General features: G+C 64.8%; 10 protein-coding genes. 5 read left to right on the forward strand and 5 right to left on the reverse strand.

What is annotated here, in order from left to right; genetic code table 11:
• Positions 1–40 precede the first annotated feature (40 nt).
• Both OIS53_RS10365 and OIS53_RS10370 read right to left on the reverse strand, forming a co-directional pair.
• Entirely contained in the window at positions 41–2,194 is a 2,154-nt protein-coding gene (locus OIS53_RS10365) for a ComEA family DNA-binding protein (protein WP_264678498.1), read from the reverse strand.
• A 104-nt stretch (positions 2,195–2,298) separates the two neighbouring features.
• Positions 2,299–3,165: a PorV/PorQ family protein gene (locus OIS53_RS10370; protein WP_264678499.1), complete on the reverse strand. Its 867-nt coding sequence runs from the start codon at positions 3,163–3,165 to the stop codon at positions 2,299–2,301.
• Between the two features lie 385 nt (positions 3,166–3,550).
• Here OIS53_RS10370 and OIS53_RS10375 point away from each other — a divergent pair, with 385 nt between their 5' ends.
• The 5 genes from OIS53_RS10375 (at position 3,551) to OIS53_RS10395 (ending at position 13,506) form a co-directional block, all read left to right on the forward strand.
• Positions 3,551–6,052 (forward strand): peptidoglycan DD-metalloendopeptidase family protein, encoded by a 2,502-nt coding sequence (locus OIS53_RS10375; protein ID WP_264678500.1) that lies wholly within the window; start codon positions 3,551–3,553, stop codon positions 6,050–6,052.
• Between the two features lie 356 nt (positions 6,053–6,408).
• On the forward strand, positions 6,409–8,763 hold the full coding sequence (locus OIS53_RS10380) for an N-acetylmuramoyl-L-alanine amidase (protein WP_264678501.1): 2,355 nt from the start codon (positions 6,409–6,411) through the stop codon (positions 8,761–8,763).
• A 192-nt stretch (positions 8,764–8,955) separates the two neighbouring features.
• Positions 8,956–10,851 (forward strand): hypothetical protein, encoded by a 1,896-nt coding sequence (locus OIS53_RS10385; protein WP_264678502.1) that lies wholly within the window; start codon positions 8,956–8,958, stop codon positions 10,849–10,851.
• A 319-nt stretch (positions 10,852–11,170) separates the two neighbouring features.
• Positions 11,171–12,958 carry an N-acetylmuramoyl-L-alanine amidase gene (locus OIS53_RS10390; RefSeq protein WP_264678503.1) on the forward strand — a complete coding sequence of 596 codons (1,788 nt, stop codon included), beginning with the start codon at positions 11,171–11,173 and terminating at the stop codon, positions 12,956–12,958.
• Positions 12,959–13,302: 344 nt separating this feature from the next.
• Complete coding sequence (locus OIS53_RS10395; protein WP_264678504.1) at positions 13,303–13,506, forward strand: hypothetical protein; 204 nt, start codon at positions 13,303–13,305, stop codon at positions 13,504–13,506.
• Between the two features lie 262 nt (positions 13,507–13,768).
• On the opposite strand, the gene OIS53_RS10400 is transcribed toward OIS53_RS10395, so the two are convergent.
• The 3 genes from OIS53_RS10400 to OIS53_RS10410 form a co-directional block, all read right to left on the reverse strand.
• Positions 13,769–14,173 (reverse strand): response regulator, encoded by a 405-nt coding sequence (locus OIS53_RS10400; RefSeq protein WP_264678505.1) that lies wholly within the window; start codon positions 14,171–14,173, stop codon positions 13,769–13,771.
• A gap of 42 nt (positions 14,174–14,215) precedes the next feature.
• Entirely contained in the window at positions 14,216–17,827 is a 3,612-nt protein-coding gene (locus OIS53_RS10405; RefSeq protein ID WP_264678506.1) for a PAS domain-containing protein, read from the reverse strand.
• Between the two features lie 378 nt (positions 17,828–18,205).
• Positions 18,206–20,512: a S46 family peptidase gene (locus OIS53_RS10410; protein ID WP_264678507.1), complete on the reverse strand. Its 2,307-nt coding sequence runs from the start codon at positions 20,510–20,512 to the stop codon at positions 18,206–18,208.
• Positions 20,513–21,074 lie beyond the last annotated feature (562 nt).

Raw genomic sequence — 21,074 nt, forward strand, 5'->3', positions numbered from 1 at the left:
CGCCTCCAGCTTCGCTCAGCAGGACGTTTACTTATCTGCACTAAAACCGATACCGCACCTGGGCTTTCACCTCCGAGCGGCGGGGGCCCTGGATTTCCTCCAGGCCGGAGCCGACGGTGCGCTGGTGGCGGTAGTGGGTGTCGGCGTAGCGGAGCCAGAGGGTGAGGTGGCGGCTGATTTCCACCTGGGCCAGGGCGTAGGCGCGGGTGCCACGGCCGGCCAGGGCGGGCACGGAGAAGGCGTAGAGCACGTCTTGCTCGAACACGTACTGGCGGGTGTCGTAGTCGTCGGTGTCGAAGAGGGCGTAGCGGGCCGAGAGGCGCAGACGCGGCAGGGGCGTCACGGTTACATCCTGGGCCAGCACGAAGCCGCGGCGGCGCGGGCCCAGGTCTTCGCTGTACTGGGTGCCTTGCAGGCGGGTGCGCAGGCTGAGCGTGGGCGTGGGGCTGGCGTCGTAGAACAAGAGCAGGCTGCGGCGCTGGGTGGGTACGGGCAGGGGCACGGGGCGCAGCGTGTCGGCGTTGAGGGCCTTGGTGCGCTGGCGCAGCTGCACGTAGAGCAGGCTGGTTTTGCTGGGGCTGAAGGTGAGGCGCACCAGCCAGTCGTGGCCGGTGCTGGGGGCGCCCACCCGGTAGCGCAGCCACGGGAAGCGGAACTGGTCGTAGTAGGCGGCTACTTCCCAGCGCGAAGCGGGCCGCAGCTTCAGGCCCAGGTACAGGCCGTTTTCGTTGCTATTGCGGGTGTTTTCGCTGAGTGCGTTGCCGTAGAGGCTGTGGAAGTGGCGGGCGTAGCGGCGGTAGAGCACGGCCACGTCGGCGGCGGGGCTGAGGCTGGCCAGCAGGCCGTTCACGGTGCCCAGGCCGCCGCTGCTGGAGCGGGCCGTTTCGCCGAACAGCAGCAGGTTGCGCCACACGTAGCTGTAGTGCGCGCCCAGCGCCAGGTTGCGCCGCCCCCGAAACTCATAGACATTGTAGGGCTCAGGCCGCCGCTGCAAGGGCTTATCAAACAACGTATTGACGGCCGTGAGGCCGGCCGCGAAGTCGCCGCCCGTGCTGGTGTAGCCCAGGTGGCCGCCCAGCACGGTTTCGCGCAGGGCCTGGCGGTTGCGCAGCTCGGTGGGCGTGCGGTGGAAGCCGGTCAGGAGCAGGCCCGACGAAAACTCGTCGAACCCGGCTAGGGAGTCGGCCGGGAGCTGCACGGTGGCATCGGCGCGGCGGTGGCTGGCGAAGCCCGTGACCTGCACTCGGGGCAGCACCTGCACCGTGGCGGCTGCGCCCCGGAAAAACGTGTTTTCCAGCACCGAGGAGTAGGGCCGCACGCCCACCGAGCTGCGCCGTAGGGTGGTTATGGTTTCGGCCCCCTTGCCCACCGCCAGCCCCGAGGACAGCAGCAGCCCTTGCCCGAATTGCAGCTGATAATCACCTAGAGCCAGGGTTTTCAATCGGCCCCGCTCCTGCACTACAAAGTGGGCCGAGTAAAAGTCGGCGCCGTAGCGGCGGGTGGCGGGGTCCCAGGTCAGCGCCTCGCCGGCGTCTTTCTCAGCCGTGAAGCCCAGGCTGAAGTCCTTGGCGTGGCTGACGCGGTAGCGCACCAGCAGCTTGTCGGGGGAGCCCAGGTAGCGGGTGGCCGGCGCCCCGCCGCGCACGGTGTCGGGGGCGGCGTAGCCGCGGCGGTCCTGGAGCACCCGCTCGTAGCGCAGAAACAGGGCGTTGTTGTCTTCGCGGCGGATGCGCTGCCACAGCGGCCCCAGCCCCGCCGGCCCACTGGCCTGCACCGTCACGAAGGGCAGCACGCGGTAGATGGTCCGCAAATCAAAACCCTCCACACTTTGCAGCTCATACACGCTCAGCAGCGGCCCCAGCTGCTGGCGGTGGCTGAGCAGAGCCGTAATCTGGGTTTCGGACAGCAGCAGCAGGCCGCGCAGGTCTTCGCGGGTGGCCGTATTAAGGTTAAGCGGGGTTTGGTAGTACTGCAGCAGCGTTTCGTAGAGGTCCTCGTACGGCACCTGGTCGCTCTGGATTTCGGCAAACAGCTCTTGAGTCAGCCGGTCAAGGTCGGCCACGGCCGGACGAGCATACTCCTGGGCCTGAGCTGGGTAGATGAGGCAGGTCAGGAGGGCAAGCAGGGTCAGGCGCCAGCAGGGTTGGCAGGGTTGGCCCCCATTTTCAGCTCTTGTCCGCTTCAGGCGGGGCACTCGGAAGGAAAGCAAGCTTAACGTCAGCCTTACAGCATAGACTACAGACCGCAAGTAGTTGTGGGGCTTGCAGCTTGCGGCGTGAAGCGTGAAGCTTATCACCTTCATGGCTTCTGCCCCAGTTTCCCCACCGAAACCTCCACGCTCAGGTGCTGGCTCAGGCCCAGGGCAGTATGCCAGGCAGCGGCGTAGTCGATGCGCAGCTGGCCGGCGCGGAAGCCCACGCCGCCGGTAAGCTGCTCGGTGAGGGCCGAGAGGCCGGCCCGCAGCGCCAGCGGCGCCAGCACCTGGTACTCCAGGCCGGCACGCACGTCGGCATCCTGCTCCACGTCTTTTTCTACTTCGGTGAGCAGCAGCACTTTTTTAGAGGGTCGGTAGGCCAGGCCGGCCCGCAGCACGGTGGGCAGGCGCTCGTCCTGGTCGGGGGCCAGGCGGGCCTGGTTGAGGTTGCTGAGGCTGGCCCCGAACGTGAGCTTGCGCGGCACAATGTCGGCCTGCCCGCCCAGCGAGGCGGCTACGGCCCGGCGGCTGCCCAGCCCTTCGATGCTGAGCTGCAACACCTCCAGCCGGGCGCCCACGCTCACCGTGCCCAGGCGGTAGCCGTAGCTCAGGCCCAGGCCCTGCTCGGCGTACTGCTGGTTGCCGAAGCGCCGGGCCGTGACGCCCACTACCCCGTAGCGCGGAGCTTGGGCCGCAGCCACGGCGGCCGGCACGCCGGGCACGGCTGGGGCCGGCCGCGCCGCGCCCACGGGTAGGGCCACGGCCAGCCCCACGGTGTTTAAATTAGCCAGCAGAAACTGATTGGCGGCCTGAAAGCCAACGGTTTTGGTACCCAGCTCGCCCAGGCCGGCGGGGTTGTTGCCAGCCGCCCAGGCATCGTTGGCCAGCGTGACGGAGGCCCGGCCCAGGCCCGCCGCGCGGGCGCCCCACACGCCGGGGCCGTAGCCCTGGGCGTGGGCCCTCATACTCATACCAATCAGCAGAAAACCTAACGATACGTAGCGTTTACCCATTCACAAGACGATAAAACTCAGCTGCTGAAAAGTAGCTACTTCCGGGGAGTTGCCCAAGTGTCTTCGCTGCAACTGTCCAGTTTTATAGATGAAGAGGCCCGGCTTGCTGACCCGAAGAATACGCTAGTGCTCCGCCACGCCTACGACTTCCCATCAGCTTTTAGCTCAACTATAACGTTATAGTACATTCCTATTATGGATTTATTCAATGGCTTGTACATAATTTTTACTTTCTAGATAATAGATGTTGTACTAAGCTGAGCGGCAAGTAGTTTAACCTCGCCATTTTAGGATTTTTCGCCTTGAATGGTATTCCGCCCCTTTCCACAACCTGATTACCTTCATGAAAAAACCCTACTCCGTCCTCCTGTTGGGGGCCGTGCTGGCTGTGCCTGCCCTCAGCCACGCCCAACCCACCCCACGTGCAGTTTTTTACCAACACCGCCAGCTGCTGACTGCCGCGCCCGGCCGTGCGCCTGAACTGGTAGGCACGGCCGTTGCACCTAAGCCCGGCCGCCTCGCGCCGGGGCCCGTGGTGGCCCTTAGCCCCGCCCAGATAGACGCCCGCCTGAGCGTGCCCACTGGCTGGGTGCTGTTTCAGGGTGTGCAGGCGCCGGCCTCCCGGCAATGGTCGTATTTGGAGCGCACCGTTATTGGCAATGACTACCGCCTGTGGGTGTACAACGCCGGCACCGGGCAGCGGGAGCTACTGTTTGACCAGGGCAGCAGTCCAGCGCCGGGCCTGGCATTCAAGCCCATTGCCTGGGGGCCGCAGAGCCGGGTGCTGTACATGGAAGCGCTGCGTTTTGATACCGACCTCAACCACGAAGGCGTGTGGGCCTACGACCTCGCCACGCGCCAGGCCCGGCGCCTGTCCCTGCCGGCCGGCTACTTCAGCACTCCCCTGCTCTCGCCCGACGGCCAGCAATTGCTCTACTCCCTGAGCACGGCCGCACGGCCCGACCGTCTGCACGGCGCCGCTGATGCCGTGGCCGTGTTCAGCCTGACGGCCCGCACCCAGACTGTGCTGGCCCGCCGCCCCAATGCCGACTTCACCGTGGCTGGCTGGAGCGCCGATGACCTGAACGCGGCCGACGTGCAGGCGGCTTCCACGGAAGCTCCGCCCGCCGAGGCCTCTTCGCTGGTAGCCCAGGCTTCGGCCATTGAGTACCGCCTGCCCTGGGACGCGGGCCGCACCTACTACGTGTCGCGGCACGGCACGCCGGCACCTTCGCAGCCTCACTCGCCCAGCGGGCCGCGCATCACGGTGTACGACGGCATTGCCCAGCACTCCTACGCGGCCATCGACTTCGACACCCCGGACAATGCCGACCAGAACGTGCGGGCCGCTGCCGCAGGGCAGGTGACGGTGGCCAGCGACTGTGGCTGCGGCTACGGCAACCTGGTGGTGGTGCAGCACGCCGACGGCACCCGCACCTACTACGGCCACAACAAGAGCATTCGGGTAGCCGTGGGCCAGCAGGTACAAACGGGCACGGTGCTGGGCCTGGAAGGCACCACGGGCCAGTCGTCGGGCGACCATATCCACTTTGAATGGCGGGCCGCCGGCGGCAATGCCTCCACCATCGGTACCTTCGCCGATGCCGGCCAGCCCCGCCAGGGCTTCCCTTACCTTTCCTCTACGCCCGCGCCGGGCAGCACCCCGCCGCCCGCTACCGATACGCAGGCTCCCACCTCTACGCTGGCCGCCGTGGGCGGCACCACGCAGTCGGCGGATTTCACCGTCAACTTCACCGACGCCGATAATGTGGGCGTGGCGGAGCGGTTTTACCAGGTGCTGGAGAATACCGGGGCCGAGTGGCGGGCCAACCGCGGCAACGGCTTCTATAACGACAACTTCGGCACCGGCGCCCTGCACCCCGACTACACCCTGGGCCAGGCCGACTGGCAGGGCACTTGGGCCGTGACGACGGATGGCCGCCTACGCCAGAGCAGCCTCACGGCCACCAACACCGCTGCCACCACTTTCCTGTCGCAGACCGCCGGCAACGCCTACCTCTACCACTTCGCCGCCCGCCTCGTCGGCGACGACAACACCCGCACGGGCCGCTTCGGGCTGCACCTGATGGCCTCGGACGCCACCTTGCGCGAGCGGGGCAACTCCTACCTGGTATGGTTCACGAACGACGACCAGAAAGTGCGCATCATCGAGACAATAAACAACGTGCTGTATGAGCGGGCCAGCGCCGACGTGGTGGTGGCCGCCGGCAGCTTTGCCGACTACAAAATCAGCTACAGCACCAACAGCGGCACGATTCGGGTGTTCCAGAACAACCGCCCGGTGCTAAGCTGGACCGACGCCACGCCCCTCACTTCGGGCTCTTATATGTCGCTGCGCACCAACCAGGCCCAGGTAGATTTCGACGACCTGAAGGTGTACAAGGCCCGCAGCACCAGCAAGGTGGTGACCGTGGGCTCGGCCACCAGCAAAGATGCCCGCCGGGTGTCGCCGAACAGCACCACGCCGGCTTGCAAAGTAAAGAGCATGGTGCGCGACGCCGCCGGCAACTGGTCGGCGGCCGGCAACCTGGACATTATCATCCCGGCCCCGGCCAGCGCCGCCACTGCCCTGCGCGCCGACGTGTACCCCAACCCGCTCGAAACCAACGCCACCCTGCGCTACGCCCTGCCCGGCTCGGCTCCCGTGCGCGTGGCCGTCCTCGACCGGTTTGGCCGCACGGTGCTGAGCTGGCCCGAGGAAACCCAGGCCGCCGGCACCCACGAACTGGCCCTGACCCGCCTAGCTTCCCTAGCCCCCGGCACCTACTTCGTGCAGGTGCGCGCCGGCCGCCAAGCCACCGTCACGCGCGTGGTGCGGCAGTAATCCTCCCTGGCGGCAGACTTCTCGCCGCAGGCGAGGCGTCTGCCCGCCGAAAAATGGGGCAAGTCTCCCGACTTGCGGCCGCGCCAGCGGCCATGCGGTACCGCGCCGCTCGGGTGCTCTGACATCCTAGCCCTAGTCGCCTCACCCCCTAGCCCCCTCTCCGGAAAAGGAGAGGGGGAACTAGCTGTAGCTTCTAGCCGACGTGCTGCCGCTTGGTCACCCCCCCAGCCCCTTTTCCAAGGAGAGAAGCTAACTTCTAGTTCTAGAAAACTAGTAGCTAGTTCCCCCTCTCCCCCGGAGAGGGAGCTAGGGGGTGAGGCAACCTCAACTCCTTTCCCACCAAACCCCTAACATTCATGAAAACCCTTACCCTTTTTCTGCTCCTGCTGTGTCTGGGGCTGACCACGATGCCCGGCCTGCGGGCCCAGGAGCTGCGGCCGGGCCGTAGCCTGTTTGCCGGTGAAGGCCAGGGCCGCGTCAGTCTGCCGCTGGCCAGCGCCGAATCCTACGCTGACCGTCAGGACTTGGCCGTAGCTGGGGCAGCCGCGCGGCCTGCTCCAGGCAAAGCAGCAGCCTCCTTCACTACTCGTCCTATTGCCGTAGGCCTTACTAACCCCAAGCCTTTCGTGGTGTTCTCGCTGGTGTGGCGGGGCGAAAACCTGGCGGGGGAAGCGCTGCGCTTTGCCGTGCGTACCTCCCGCGACGGTTTGCAGTGGAGCGCTTGGCAGCCGGGCGTCCTGGACGGGCACGCCGACGATGATGCCACCCGGCGCGTGAGCCGGGCCCAGGAGCTGGCGCCCACCGTGCGCTTCGTGCAGGTGCGTGCCGAGGTGGCCGGCCAGGGCGCAACGCCGGTGCTCAGCCAGCTGGAAGCCGTGTTCTACAGCCCCGGCGAAACGCCCGCCGCGGCCACTACTGCACCAGACCTGACGGCCCAGGATGCCACTAGTCAGGTTGCCGTTACCTGCGCCAAGCCGGTCGTAACGTCGCGGGCCGGGTGGGGCGCCCGCACGCCCACGGGCACCCGCTCTTATACCACTGTGACCCACCTGGTAGTGCACCACGAGGCCGGCTCCAACACCAGCTCCGACTGGGCGGCCCGGGTGCGGGCCGTGGAAAGCCTGCACATCGACGCCAATGGCTGGTCGGACGTAGGGTATAACTACCTCATCGACCCCAACGGGGTGGTTTACGAAGGTCGCTCCGGAGGGGACAATGTAATTGGGGCGCACTTCTGCGGCGGCAACGCCAACACCATGGCCGTGTGCATGCTCGGCGACTACAGCAGCATTGCGCCCACCACCGCGGCTAGGGAAAGCCTGAAGAAGATTCTGGCCTGGAAGGCCGCCCGCGAAAACATCAACCCCCTGGGCTCTTCCACCCACTACGCCGCCGGTACCATTCCGAACGTGTGCGGGCACCGCGACAACAAAGGCTGCACCGCCTGCCCCGGCAATGTGCTCTACGGCCAGCTGCCCACGCTGCGCGCCGACATTCAGAGCTACCTCGACGCCGGCTGCGGCAGTGGCCCGGTGGCCGACACCCAGGCACCCACCACCAGCATCAGCGCCCCGGCTACCACCGTGGCCGACGACTTCACGGCCACCTTCACCGACGCCGACAACGTGGGCGTGGCGGAGCGGTTTTACCAGGTGCTGGAGAATACCGGGGCTGAGTGGCGGGCCAACCGCGGCAACGGCTTCTTCAACGACAACTTCGTGGGCTCCACCATCAACACGGAGTGGACCATCCGCACCGGGCAGTGGATTCTGACTACCGAAGGCCGTCTGAAGCAGGCTAACACTACCCTCACCAACACCAACATCTCGACGGCTCTCACCCAGGGCTCGGGGCAGACTTACCTCTACAACTTCGCCGCCAAGCTGAACAACACCACCGGTAGCCGCCGCTTCGGCTTTCACATCATGGCTTCGGACGTAACGGCGACGGAGCGGGGCAACTCCTACCTGGTGTGGTTTTCGGCCGACGACCAGAAGGTGCGCATCATCGAGACGGTGAGCAACGTGCTCAACGAGCGGGCCTCGGCCAGCCTGAGCCTCAGCTCCGGCACCTGGTCCGACTACAAAGCCACCTACAACACCAGCACGGGCACGCTCAACGTCTACGTCAACAACTCCCTCAAGCTCTCCTGGACCGACACTACGCCCTTGACCTCGGGTACCGGCTTCACGCTGCGCACCAACCAGGCCGAGGTGGAGTTTGACGACCTGAAAGTGTACAAGAGCCGCAGCACCAGCAAGCTGGTGACGGTGGGCCCCGAGGCCACGCAGGATGCCCGCCGCCGGAGCCCCAGCACCACTACGGCCGGCGCCAAAATCAAGAGCCTGGTGCGCGACGCGGCCAATAACTGGTCGAGCGTAGGCAACCTGGACCTGGTGGTGAGCTTCCCGGCTGCCGCTACGGCGGCCCGCCTCACGGGCAGCGGCAGCAGCTTCGGGGCGGCGGTGTACCCCAACCCGCTGCCCGAGCAGTCGGCCCGCGTGTCGTACCACCTGGCCCGCGCCCAGCCCGTAACCGTAACCGTGACTGACCTGCGCGGCAAGCCCCTGCTGACCCTGCACGAAGGCCCGGCCCCGGCCGGTGACCAGCTCCTCACCCTGCCCAGCCAGCAGCTGCCCCGCGGCCTGTACCTGCTGCGCGTGCGCACCGCCGACGGCACCCACGAAGTGCTGCGCCTGCTGAAGCAGTAGCCTTTTCGGCTCCGTGCCTCTGCGTATCACGGCCCCGGCAACCTGTGTTGCCGGGGCCGTGTGCGTCTGTCCGGGACGGCAGGTGAGCTGGCGGGCTGGTGGCCGGAGTTCGGTTTTCTGGGGCTGGGGAAATGGGAGGCTTCGCTTTTTATGGATAGTTTGCCGCCTCGTTTTGCTTCCCGCTTCTATTTCATGTCTGCTACCTCTGCTTTTCGCCAGCTAGCCAGCCGCCCGTGGCTGCGCGGGCTGCTGGCCGTGCTGCTTCAGCTGGTGCTGGTGCTGTACACCTTCAGCAAGCTGATCTTCAACCCCGGCCAGTACATCCTCGTCGACCACTTCGACGGCATCAAAATCTACTTCTCCATTGAGTCGTTTTTGCAGCAGCCCATGGGCAGCGGTATGCTGGTGCACGGGCACAACTATCCGTTCGGGGAGTATATGTACTACACCGACAGCACGCCCCTGCTGATTGCGCCTTTGCACGCGCTGGTGCAGGCCGTGCCGGCCCTGGCGCCCTACGGCCTCTACCTCTACGACTTGTTTATCCTGAGCAGCTTCGTGCTGAGCACCTGGCTGCTGCACCGCATTGCCCGGCTGCTGGCCCTGCCCGGCTGGCTGGCCGTGCTGGTGAGCGTGGCTCTGCCCTGGCTGGGGCCGCAAACCATCCGCTTGCAGGTAGGCCACTTCAGCCTGGCCTACACGCCCGCCCTGCTGCTGGTTGTGTGGGTGCTGTTGCAGCTCTACCTGGCGCAGGCGGCGGGCCGCCCGGTGCGGAAGTGGTGGGGGTGGCTGGGGGTGAGCCTGGTGGTGGCCTCCTATATTCACTTCTACTACCTGGCTATTCTGGGAGCTATGAGCGGCTTTTTCCTGCTGCTCTGGATTGTGCGGGAGCTGCGCGCCCGCCGGCCCTGGCTGCCGCTGGCCGTGTGGGGGGGTGGCACTCTGCTCGTGGCGGGCATCGTCACGGTCGGCTCCCTGATGCTGCTGGATGGCCGCTACTACGAACGGCCCGCGGCCAGCGGCGGCTACGACTGGATAGAATGGAAGCTGCAGTTCGGCGCCTTCTTCCGCGGCTACGACTACAACCACATCCGGTTTCCGCTGGAGCGCATGGCCAGCGTGCCCTATGAGTCCTCGGCCTACCTCACGGCGTTCGGGCTGTATGCGGGCTTGCTCATCGGGGGGCTGGCCCTACTGCGCCGCTTGCCGGCCCTGGTGCGGCCCCTGCCGCCGGCGGTGCAGTTCGTGGGGCTGTTGCTGGTGGCGAGCCTGCCGATGGTGTCCATTGCCCTGGGCGAAACCTACCTGCTCGACAACGACGCCTACGTGCTGCACAATTACACGAACCCCTTTCTGTGGCTGCGCAAAATCACGGACCGCGTCACGCAGTTTCGGGCGCTGGGCCGCTTTGTATGGCCGTTTTGGTGGGCCGTGCTGCTGGGGGTGGCGTGGTACGTGGCGCAGTGGCGCCGCCACCCGCACCTGCGCTGGGCCCTGCCGGTGCTGGCCGCCCTGCTCGTCATCGACACCAAGGACGCCATGCGCTTCTACCGCGACAACACCCAGCGCGACAACCTGCTGGCCCCCGGCAACCCGGCTGCGGCGCCCATGCGCCAGTTTTTGGGGTGGATCGATTTCAGGCAGTACCAGGCCGTGCTGCCGTTTCCGCTCTACCACGTCGGTTCCGAAGGCACGCCCAACTACACCATCGACCCCGACGACCCGCACTGTAACCGCACCTACCAGTTGTCGCGCATCACGGGCCTGCCCATGATGACGCACAAAGCGGCCCGCACGCCCCCGGCCCATGCCGCCCAGATTGTGAGCCTGCCCCAGGCCGGCGGCCCCCCGCCCGAACTGCTGCGCCGCCTCGACCAGCGCCCGATTCTAGTGTTTGTGGACAGCGCCTACTACAATGGCCAGAACAATCATTTCCGCGAGCTGCTGAAGGAGCGGCCCCACCTGCTAGCCCTGTTTGAGCGCACCGACGACTTCATCCAGGAGCAACGCTTGAAGCGCATCCGCCGCCAGGGCACCTGGTCGTTGTACGAGTGGTACCCCCACGGCCAGCCAGCAGCCGGCAAGTAGCGTTTACCGATTATTCACCCCCGAAAAAGCCCCGGCGCCAGTGCGGCGCCGGGGCTTTTGCCTGCCTAGCGCAGAGGTATGAGGCTGCATCGGCGCCGTCTTGCTTCTCTTGAGCAGAGCCCGTAGCCACTACCGGCGCTGATGCCGCGCTTCGGTTTGGAGTTGCAAAGAAGCAATCTTCATGACACCTTTAGCTGCACACTTGTGGCCCTTCGCTAGTGGGCAGGGGTAAGATAAAGCCAACGGCAAAGTTTATTCGCGCCACATGGCTAGTCTTCTTTCTACGCACTTCCTTTTTCACCAACCTTTCTACCCACCTATGAAAACTGTGTACTTGTTGCTGCTCCTGCTTTGTCTGGGGCTGAGCACGGCGCCCCGCCTGCGGGCCCAAGAAATACGGCCGGGCCGCCTGCTGTTTGCAGGCGAAGGGCGGGGCCGCTTGAGCTTGCCCCTGGCGGAAGCCACTTCCTACGCGGAACGCCAGAATCTGACGGCCACAGGCGCTGCTGTGCGGCCAGCGGTGGGCAAAGTAGCCTCGTTTATGACGCGCACTCTGGCAGTGCCCCTGACCAACCCCAAGCCGTTTATCGTGCTGTCATTGGTGTGGCAGGGCGAGAACCTGTCGGCGGAAGGGCTGCAATTTGCGGTGCGCACCTCGGCGGATGGGCGGCAGTGGGGCCCGTGGCAGGCCGGCGCCCTTGATGGGCACGCCGACGACGACGCCCGGCGCCGCGTGAGCCGCCCCCTGGAACTGGCGTCCATCGTGCGCTTCATACAGGTGCGCGCCGAGGTGGCCGAGCGGGGCGCCACGCCGGGCCTGAGTCAGCTGGAAGCCGTGTTCTACAGCCCCGGAGAGACGCCCGCCTCTGCGGCCAGCGGAACCGCTGACGCTACTTCCACAACCAATACCACCACGGGAACCTGCGCCAAGCCGGCTGTGACGTCGCGGGCGGCCTGGGGTGCCCGCACGCCCACGGGCACCCGCTCTTATACCACTGTGACCCACCTGGTAGTGCACCACGAAGCCGGCTCCAACACCAGCTCCGACTGGGCGGCCCGGGTGCGCTCCATCGAAAGCCACCACATCGACGCCAATGGTTGGGCCGACGTGGGCTACAACTACCTCATCGACCCCAACGGCGTGATTTACGAAGGTCGCTCCGGAGGGGACAATGTGATTGGGGCCCACTTCTGCGGCGGCAACGCCAACACCATGGGGGTATGTATGCTTGGCGACTACAGCAATGTTGGCCCCACGGCAGCCGCCAAGGAAAGCCTGAAGAAGATTCTGGCCTGGAAGGCGGCCAAGGAAGCCATTAATCCGCTGGGCAGCGCCACGCACCCCGCCGCTGGCAACATCCCGAATGTATGTGGGCACCGCGACAATAAGGGCTGCACCGCCTGCCCCGGCAACGTGCTCTACGGCCAGCTGCCCACGCTGCGCTCCGTCATTCAAGCCTACCTCGACGCCGGCTGCGGAACTCCGACCACTACCGCTGCTTCCACGCTCTACCAGGGCCAAACGCTGCAACAAGGCCAGTCGCTTCGCTCACCCAACGGGCAGTACACATTGCTGATGCAGGGCGACGGCAACCTAGTGCTGTATCAAGGCAGTCAGGCGCTGTGGCACACGCACACCTGGGGCCGCCCCCACATCACGGCCTGTGTAATGCAAGGCGACGGCAACCTAGTGCTTTACGACAACAGCGGCACTCCGCACTGGAACACTGGTACCTGGAACTACCCCGGCAGCTACGTAACCCTGGAAGACAATGGTAATCTGGTCATGTACTACCATGGCACCGCTATCTGGGCTTCTAACACGGCCAGCGCCCGTGCCGTGGTCAACCAATTCGAAGCCACGGCTGCTCCCAACCCGCTAGGCAATACCACCTTGCAGGTTGACTACCGCCTCAACCGGGCCCAGCATGTACTTGTGGCCGTGTACGACATGCAGGGACGGCGCGTGGCGGTGCTGGCCGAAGGCCGGCAACCAGCCGGTGCCCAGCGTGCCACGCTGCCCACCCACGGGCTAACCCGTGGGCTGTACCTGCTACGCATCGAAGGCGAAGATGCCACCAACATGATGCGCGTGCTCAAGCAATAGCCTTCCCGTTTACTCTGGCCCTTCTCCGGCCCCGGCAGCGCATGTTGCCGGGGCTTTTTCTGTGCCCTATGTGCTTTTTATCGAAGAAATTCATTTACCTATTGCTGCCCCGGCTGCCGCAAGGCCTGTGCCAGCGGCACACCACGGCCCGCCGCGCCCAACATGTACGTAGTACATCCTGGCCCCCGCCATTCCCAAACTCCACGTAGGTCGTCGCCGTGGCCGTGTGGCTACGGGCCAGCTCCACAAGCAGGGCATCATCGGCCGGGGTTAGGGTCTCGAACTGCCGGCCGCCGAGCGGATACAGAACAGAAAGGAAAGTAAGAAAGCATTAGCACCTGCCGATGCTACCAACAAGCTACATATGCACCGCCAAAGACGGCAGCCAGCAAGGCCAGCAGGAGCGCCAAGAGCTGGCCGAGCAGCTATTCGTGAACCTGCTCACCCTGCTTCTCCAGCACAAAAACGACCCCGAAGCCGTCGGCGCCTACTTCGACCAGGACCTGCTGCGCCGCCGCGCCCCCTTGCCAGAAGCCGCAGCTATCTAGAGCAGTTTTCGGCCTCGGTCCTGCCACGCTCCCGCGGGCCAGGAATCCTGGCGCAGGAAGACAAACGGGTACGGGTAGCCAGCCGTACCACTTTCTAGTAGAAACACAACGAGCAGGCCGAGTGGCCTGCTCGTTGTGTTTACGCGTAGCAGCCTTCACCTACTGGATGGAATTGGTCGGCAAGTGGTTTGTAGCGACGCAGTAGCTGGAGTCTCTACAGCCGTCCAGGTAGTCATGGGCGCTAGCTCAGGCAGTTGTGGCCTTAGGCAAAGTGCTGCTGTAGCACGCGCTCCACTTGCTGCTGGGTGAGGGGCTTGTGGAGAAAGTCGTTGACCGGCAGCTGCCCCACGCGCTGCACGTCCTGCGGATGGACGGAGGTGGTGAGCATGACGACCACCACGGCGCACTGCTGGGCGGGCGGCAGCTGCCGGTAGGCTTCCAGAAACTGGATGCCGTTCATGATGGGCATATTCAGGTCCAGAAAGAGGAGCACCGGGTGGCCAGCGGGCTGCTGGCCGCACTGCGCGCGCAGCTTGTCCAGGGCCTCGCGGCCGTTGAGGGCCACGGCAATCTGGTCGGACACGGCTAGGCGCTCCAGCAGCTTGCGGTTGAGGAAGTTGGTGGTGGGGTCGTCATCGACCAATAAAACACAGGGCAGCTTTTGCATACGAAGCGGGCGTAGTACGGGCCGGGCGGTTTCGGTGCCAGCTTACCGGAGAAAGTATACGGCGAAGGTGGAGCCCTGGCCCAGCTGGCTCTGCACCGTAATGTGGCCGCCGGCATTCTCCACTATCTTCTTAACCATGTAGAGGCCGATGCCAGTGCCCTCGACGTGAGTGTGCAGGCGCTGGAACAGCTGAAACAGTTGCTCCTGCCCGTGCGCCAAATCGATGCCCAGGCCGTTGTCCTGCACCTGCAGCACCTGGTAGCCCGCCTCGGCGCGGCAGCGGATGTGCACCCGCGGCACGCGGTCGGGGTGGCGGTACTTGAGGGCGTTGCTGAGCAGGTTGTACACGACCGAGCGCAGGTTCTTCTCCGAGAAGATCAGCCGGCAGTCGGCCGGCACGTCGACCTCGAGACGGGCCTGGGTGGCGAGCAGCAGGGGCGTCAGGTCCAGGCGGACTTCCTCGATGACGGCGGCCAGCGCCACCTGCGCCAGGGGCGGGTTGTACTCTTTCTGCAAACGCGAGACGTCAGTAAGGTGGGCAATCGTGCGCTTGAAGCGCTCTACCGCCTCCTGCATCAGCTGCAGCATCTGGGGCACGTCGCCCACGCGGCTGGCGGCGGGCAGCTCGTGCTGCAGGGCCAGCAGCAGGCCCTCGATGTTGGTGATGGGGGCTTTCAGATCGTGCGAGGCCGTGTAGATGAAGTTGTCCAGGTCCACGTTCGTGCGCTGCAGCTGGCGCTGCAACTCCACTTGCTCGTGAATTTCGAGGTTGATGCCGCTGTGGCCGGCCACTGTGCCGTCGGGGCCCAGGTAGGGCTGGGCCCGGGTAATCGTCCAGCGGTACTGCCCGTCGCGGCGGCGCATGCGGTAGGGCATGCTTTCCCACCCCTGCCCGGCGGCTACGGCGGCTTCGAACGACGCCTGCACCGGCGCCACATCCTCGGGATGCACGATGCTCCACACGTCGTCTAACGTGGCCAGCTGGGCCCGCGCTAGTCCGGTCCACTCAAAAAACGCTTCATTGAGGTAAGTCATGTGGCCGGCCGGGTCGGTGCGGAAGAGGAAGGCCGGAGCGTGGGCCGTGAGCAGGCGCAACTCGGCAGCGGCTTCTTCGACCTGCTGGCGGGCTACTATCTGGTCGGTTACGTCGGTGGCCGTGTTCAGGACGCCGTATACCTGGCCGTGGGTGTCGCGCAGCGGAATGAAGCTGTAGTTGTAGTAGAACGTCTGCGGCACGCCGTTCATAACCACTTCTAGCTCTTGGTTGCGCAGGTGTAGGGGCTGGCCGGTAGTGAATACCTGCTCTAATTGCTCGAACACGGCCTGGTTTTCCAGCTCGGGCAATACCTCGGCAAAGCGCCTGCCGAGTACGTCCGGTCCTTTGCCCCAGCCCGCCAAAAAGGCCTGGTTCGCCAACTGAATGCGGAACTCCGGGCCCACGTACACGCCGATGGGGAACGGGGCGCCCTCCACTACGGCGCGCACCTGCTGCTCGCTATCCTCAACTTTGCGGCGGGCGCGCACCTGCTCGGTTACCTCAAACACAAAGTTGACAATGGCGTTGACCTGGCCGTGCTCGTCGCGCCGGGCCTGGTAGACGAAGGTGAAGTAGCGGTCCTCCAGCTCGCCCTCGCCCTCGGCGCGGGCCACGGGAATCAGCAAGTCCTGCACCTGGTGGGTTTCCCCCGTCGCGTAGGCGTGGCGCAGCAGCGCTTCCACGTCCGTGCCGACCAGCTCGGGCAGGGCCTCGAACAGGGGCCGGCCCAGCAGCGCGCGGCCGGGCAGCAGGCGCTGGTAGCTGGGGTTGATGAACTCATACACCAGGTTGGGGCCGGCGTGGATGCAGATGCCGGCCGGGGCCTGCTCGAACAGGGCGTAGAGCCTGCGCTGCTGGACCTCGCGCTCCTGCCGCGCCCGTACCTGCTCGGTCACGTCGTAGGCGAAGGTGGAGATGCCCACGGTCTGGCCGTTTTCCCGCAGGGCCTGGTAGGTGAAGTTGAAGTAAATGGTGCGCACGGGCGTGCCCGCCGCGTCTTTGAGTACCACCGGCAATTCAGTGCCGCGGAAGGTTTCGCCCGTGCGGTACACTTGGTCGAGCAAGTCCACGAAGCCTTGCTCGAAGGCTTCGGGCAGGGCCTCGGCTGGAGTGCGACCGGGGAAAACGCGGTCCGCAAACAGGGCTTGGTAAGCCGGATTCACGTACTCGAAGCGGTGCTCGGCTCCGCGCTGAATGCAGATGGCCGCCGGCGTTTGCTCGAACACTTGGTAGAGGGTTTCGCGCTCCTGCGCCTGGCGCCGGGCGGCGGCCAGTAGTTCCGCCTGCAAAGCTTCGGCCCGTTGGCGGGCAAGCACCTGCCCGGTTACTTCCACGCCCACCAATATCAGGCCCGTGATTTGCGCTTGCGCATTGCGTAAAGGCTGCCAGGTACAGTTGAAATAGCCCTGGGCTGGCAGGCCCGCCTGTTGCCGGGCCAGGGTCATGGGTATTTCAATGGCGGTGAATGGCTCTCCCGTCTGCAGCACCCGGCTGAAAATCTGCTCCAAGCCTTGTCCTCGGGCGTCGGGCAGGGCCTCGAAGTGGGGCCGGCCGATAACCTGCGCCACCGGCCGGCCCCACAGCTTGCCGATGGCCGAGTTAGCCAACTCGATTATCAGCTCCGGCCCCCGGTAGATGGCAATGGCCACCGGCGCCTGCTCAAACACGTGCTGTAGCTCGGCCCGTTGCGCTTCAGCTTCGGCGCGGGCGGCCTGGGCCGCGCGGGTGCGCTCCTGCACGCGGGCTTCCAGCTCCTGGTTGAGCTGCTCTACCTGCCGGCGGGCCAGCACTTGCTCGGTTACGTCGTAGGAAAAGTCCAGCAGGCCATCAATATGACCTTCCGCGTTCCGCAGAGGAAGGTAGAAGGCATTAACAAACACCGACGCAGTGCGGCCGGGCTGCTGCTCAGTCAGAGTAACTTCCAGCTCCCGTACTTCAACGGGCTGCCCGGTGGCATATACCTGGTCAAACAGCGCAAATACATCCGGTGCTACCGCCTCCTGAGCAACCTCCCGCACCGGCCGGCCGAGCACGGCGTGCTGGGGCACGAAGGCCTGGAAGCGTGGGTTGACGAAGCTGAAGACGTGCTCGGGGCCGTGGTAGGTGGCTACCTGGGCGGGCAGGGCCATCAGCACTTCGTGGAGGCGCTGGCGCTGTAGTTCGGCCTCGGCGTGGGCGGCCTGGGCAACGGCCTGCGCTTCGCGTAGGGCATTTTCGACGGGCGTGCGGGGCTGGTCTGCCGTGTCGGTGAAGCTGACCAGCAGCCGCTCGCCGCTGCGCCGGGCCGCCAGGCGGAAGTAGTTATCGAGGCCGTCGGCCTGGTAGTTGACCTCGTAGAGGTCGGTAGCTTCTGCCTGGTACACGCGCCGGTAGTAATCGAAAACGCCGGTTGCTACGGAGCCGGGGAAGTGCGTGAGGAGCGTGCCGCTGGGCTGCTCGGCCAGCCCCAATATGCGCTGGCCAGCCGGATTCAGGTACTCGATGGCAAAATCGTTCAGCTCACCAGCGGGGCCGTAGAGCGGGCGTAGCAGGTTGATGCCGGTGAGCGAAACAGCCAGCAGGTCGTGCAGCAGGGTGTCGGCGGAAGCAAAAATATCGTAAGAATCGGCAAGGGACATACGGAACGAGCTACAACACGTGGAATCAGCAGCCGGGGTATGTACCCAGCAGTTCAATTCAACTAAGATGGGTAATAATTCGTGCTGCTGCCCGGTGGTATATAAAAAAAGCTCCGGCCCACGGACCGAAGCTTTCTTAATAAATACCGCGCTGGCGCTGGTTGCCTCACTTCTCCCCGAAAAGGAAAGCGGCACTGGTGGTAGCTTGTAGAGGGTATTCGGGTTAGCTAACCAGTTGGTCAGCCCGCTGTAGCGACGCGGCAAAAACCAATGCAAACCGCTTCTTGGTTTCTGGTTGATGCTCTGACCCGTATCGACCACCCCTGCCCCTTCTTTCGAGGCGGGAAACCGGCGCTGGCTCCTGAGCTATGACGCGGCTTACATGCCGGCAGCGGCGTCTTCTTTTTTGCGCTTGATTTTGGTTTTGCCACCCTTGTCGGTTTTCACCTTCATCTTTTCCACGTCGCCCAGCTCGGCGGCCGCCGAGGCCGAGGTCTGGGGGCCCACGCCGGGGTTGGGGCCGTTGTTGACGATGGTCATTTCATCGACCAGGTGCTTGGCGCCGCCCAGCTTCTCCACGCACCAGAGCACGTAGCGGATGTCGGCGTTGATGCAGCGCTTCAGCTCGGGGTCGTAGGCCAGGTCGCCGGTCATGGCTTCCCAGTTGCCGTCGAAGGCCACGCCAATCAGCTCCCCGCGGCCGTTGATGACGGGGGAGCCGGAGTTGCCGCCCGTAATGTCGTTGTCGGTGATGAAGGCCACGGGCAGGTTGCCGTTTTTGTCGGCGAAGCGGCCGTAGTCTTTCTGCTTGAGCAGCGCCAGCTCCTTCTGGGGCACCACAAACTCGGGGTTCGAGGGGTCTTCCTTCTCCAGAATGCCCTGGGCCGTGGTTTTGTAGTCGTAGCTCACGGCGTCGCGGCCCCGGTAGGGGCGCACCGTGCCGTAGCTCAGCCGGATGGTGGAGTTGGCGTCGGGCGAGTATACCTTCTGGGCGTTCTTTTCGCGCAGGGCGGCCACGTAGAGGCGGTTGGCGCGGCCCAGGCCGGCTTGCAGGCCCTGCATGGTGGGCAGAATATTCTGGGTGAAGCTGGTGTACACCGAGTTCATGGTCTTGAAGGCCGGGTCGGCTTCCAGCTTGGCCAGGGTGGGCGCGGCCAGGAAGGCGTCGGTCTTGGCCTGCGAAGTCAGGAAGGAGGTGCTGAACACGTAGTCGGCGTACTTCTGCATCGAGCCGCCGTACTGCTTCTGCACGGTCTGGAACACGTCGGGTAGCTGGTCCTTGGGCACGTCCTGCTGGTAGAGGCTCATCAACGCCGCAAACACCTTTTTATCGGTAGGGGCGCTGTAGTCTTTGAAGTGCTCGGCCACGGGCTCCTTGAGGTCGGCGGCAGCCTTCTGGATGGCGGCTTTGTCGGCGGGCGTGGCTTTCAGGGCCATGTACAGGGGCATCAGGCGCGAGGCCAGCGTGATGATTTCCGTCCCGAAGGCGCCCTCGTTGATGTACTGCACGCTCAGGTTGTACTGGCGTATCCCGGCGTATGCCTGGTTGATGGTGCTCAGGGCCTCGCCGTACTGCTGCTGGCGGGCGGGGTCCTGGGCAATCCAGTCGGCCAGGGCCTTTTCTTCGGCCTGCTTGGCTTCCACGGTTTTCAGGCGCTTCATGCCCTCATTCTGCCCAATGAAGTACTTCCAGTAGTTGGCAATGCTGGCGTACTTGGAGGCGTACTTGAGGCGCAGGGCGGGGTCCCGGTCCATGTCTTCCTTCCACAGCTTCAGGCGGGTGTCGCGCAGCTTGATGCGGGCGGGGTTGGTCTGGTCCAGGGTCAGCTGGAGGCCGGCGGCGGGCAAAAAACGCTGGGTGCGGCCCGGAAAGCCGAACACCATAGCAAAGTCGCCCTCACTCACGCCTTGCAGGCTCACGGGCAGGTGCTTTTTGGGCACGTAGGGCACGTTGCCGTCCTGGGGCGTGGCGGTAGGCTTGTTGTTTTTGTCGGCATACACCCGGAACATGGAGAAGTCGCCGGTGTGGCGGGGCCACATCCAGTTGTCGGTGTCGCCGCCGAACTTGCCCACGGCCTCGGGCGGAGCACCCACCAGGCGCACGTCGCCGAAGCGCTGATACACGAACAGGTAGTACTCGTTGCCTCCGAACATGTCGCGCACGTAGGCCACGTACTGGCCGTTTTCCTTGGCGGCGTCGGCCAGCTCCTTCTGGCGCTTCTGCACGGTGGCCATGCGCTCCTGCTCCGGGGTGGCGGGCGTAATGCCTTCCAGCACCTTGCCCGTCACGTCTTCCATGCGCACCAGGATGTCCACGAACAGGCCGGGGTTCTTTTTCTCCTCGGCTTTGGTGGCGGCGAAGAAGCCGTTTTGCAGGATGTTGTTTTGCGGGGTGCTGTGGCTCTGGATGGCGTCGTAGCCGCAGTGGTGGTTGGTGAGCAGCAGGCCCTGGCTGCTCACAAACTCGCCGGTGCAGAAGCCGCCGAGCTGCACCACAGCGTCCTTGAGCGAGGCATTGTTGATATCGTAGATTTCTTCGGCCGTCAGCTTGAGGCCTTTTTTCTGCATGTCGGCGTGGTTGAGCCGCTTCACGAAGAGCGGCAGCCACATGCCTTCGTCGGCGCGGGCCGTGAGTGGCAGCAGTACTGCCAGCGCCAGGGCCATAGCCCAGTTGTTTTTACGCATGAGGGGAAAGAGTTTAAGGAATTGTAAACAAAAGTACAGTATGGGTTCTAAGTTGTAGGGGTGCGCTAGGGGTCTAAGCAGCAGGCGGCGAGAAAACAATTGTGGCCCGAAGTAAACAGCTAGGATGCAAGTGTCTCTGCTTTTTATACAAACCGAAAAGATTCTACTGCAAACGCCTCGAAAATTACCACCAACCAAGAAGGCGCTATCCGCGGGTCAGCCGGAACTACAGTAGTACACGGATGCGTCACGGACGCCACGGCGCTATACACCCGGAGCTACTACCGTTTCGTGGAAGCCCTGGTAGTGGCCCAGCCACTGCTGGCGGGCACCGGAGGAGCCGGCGGCGGGCACCAGCAGAGCCTTCTTTCAAACGCGTGTACTTTCAAACGCGTGTACCGCCACGGCCGCATCGGCGCGCAGGCGGGCAGCCAGGTTGGGGAAAGCCGACCGGTAGTCTTGCACTGCGGCAATGCAAGGGTTTCTGCGTCTTCTGCGAAAATCCTCTGCGCCCTCCGCGGGAACCCGATGTAAGCCTACTATGCCCGGAACGGCCCAAGCT

Source organism: Hymenobacter sp. YIM 151500-1 (assembly GCF_025979885.1).
GTDB lineage: Bacteria > Bacteroidota > Bacteroidia > Cytophagales > Hymenobacteraceae > Hymenobacter.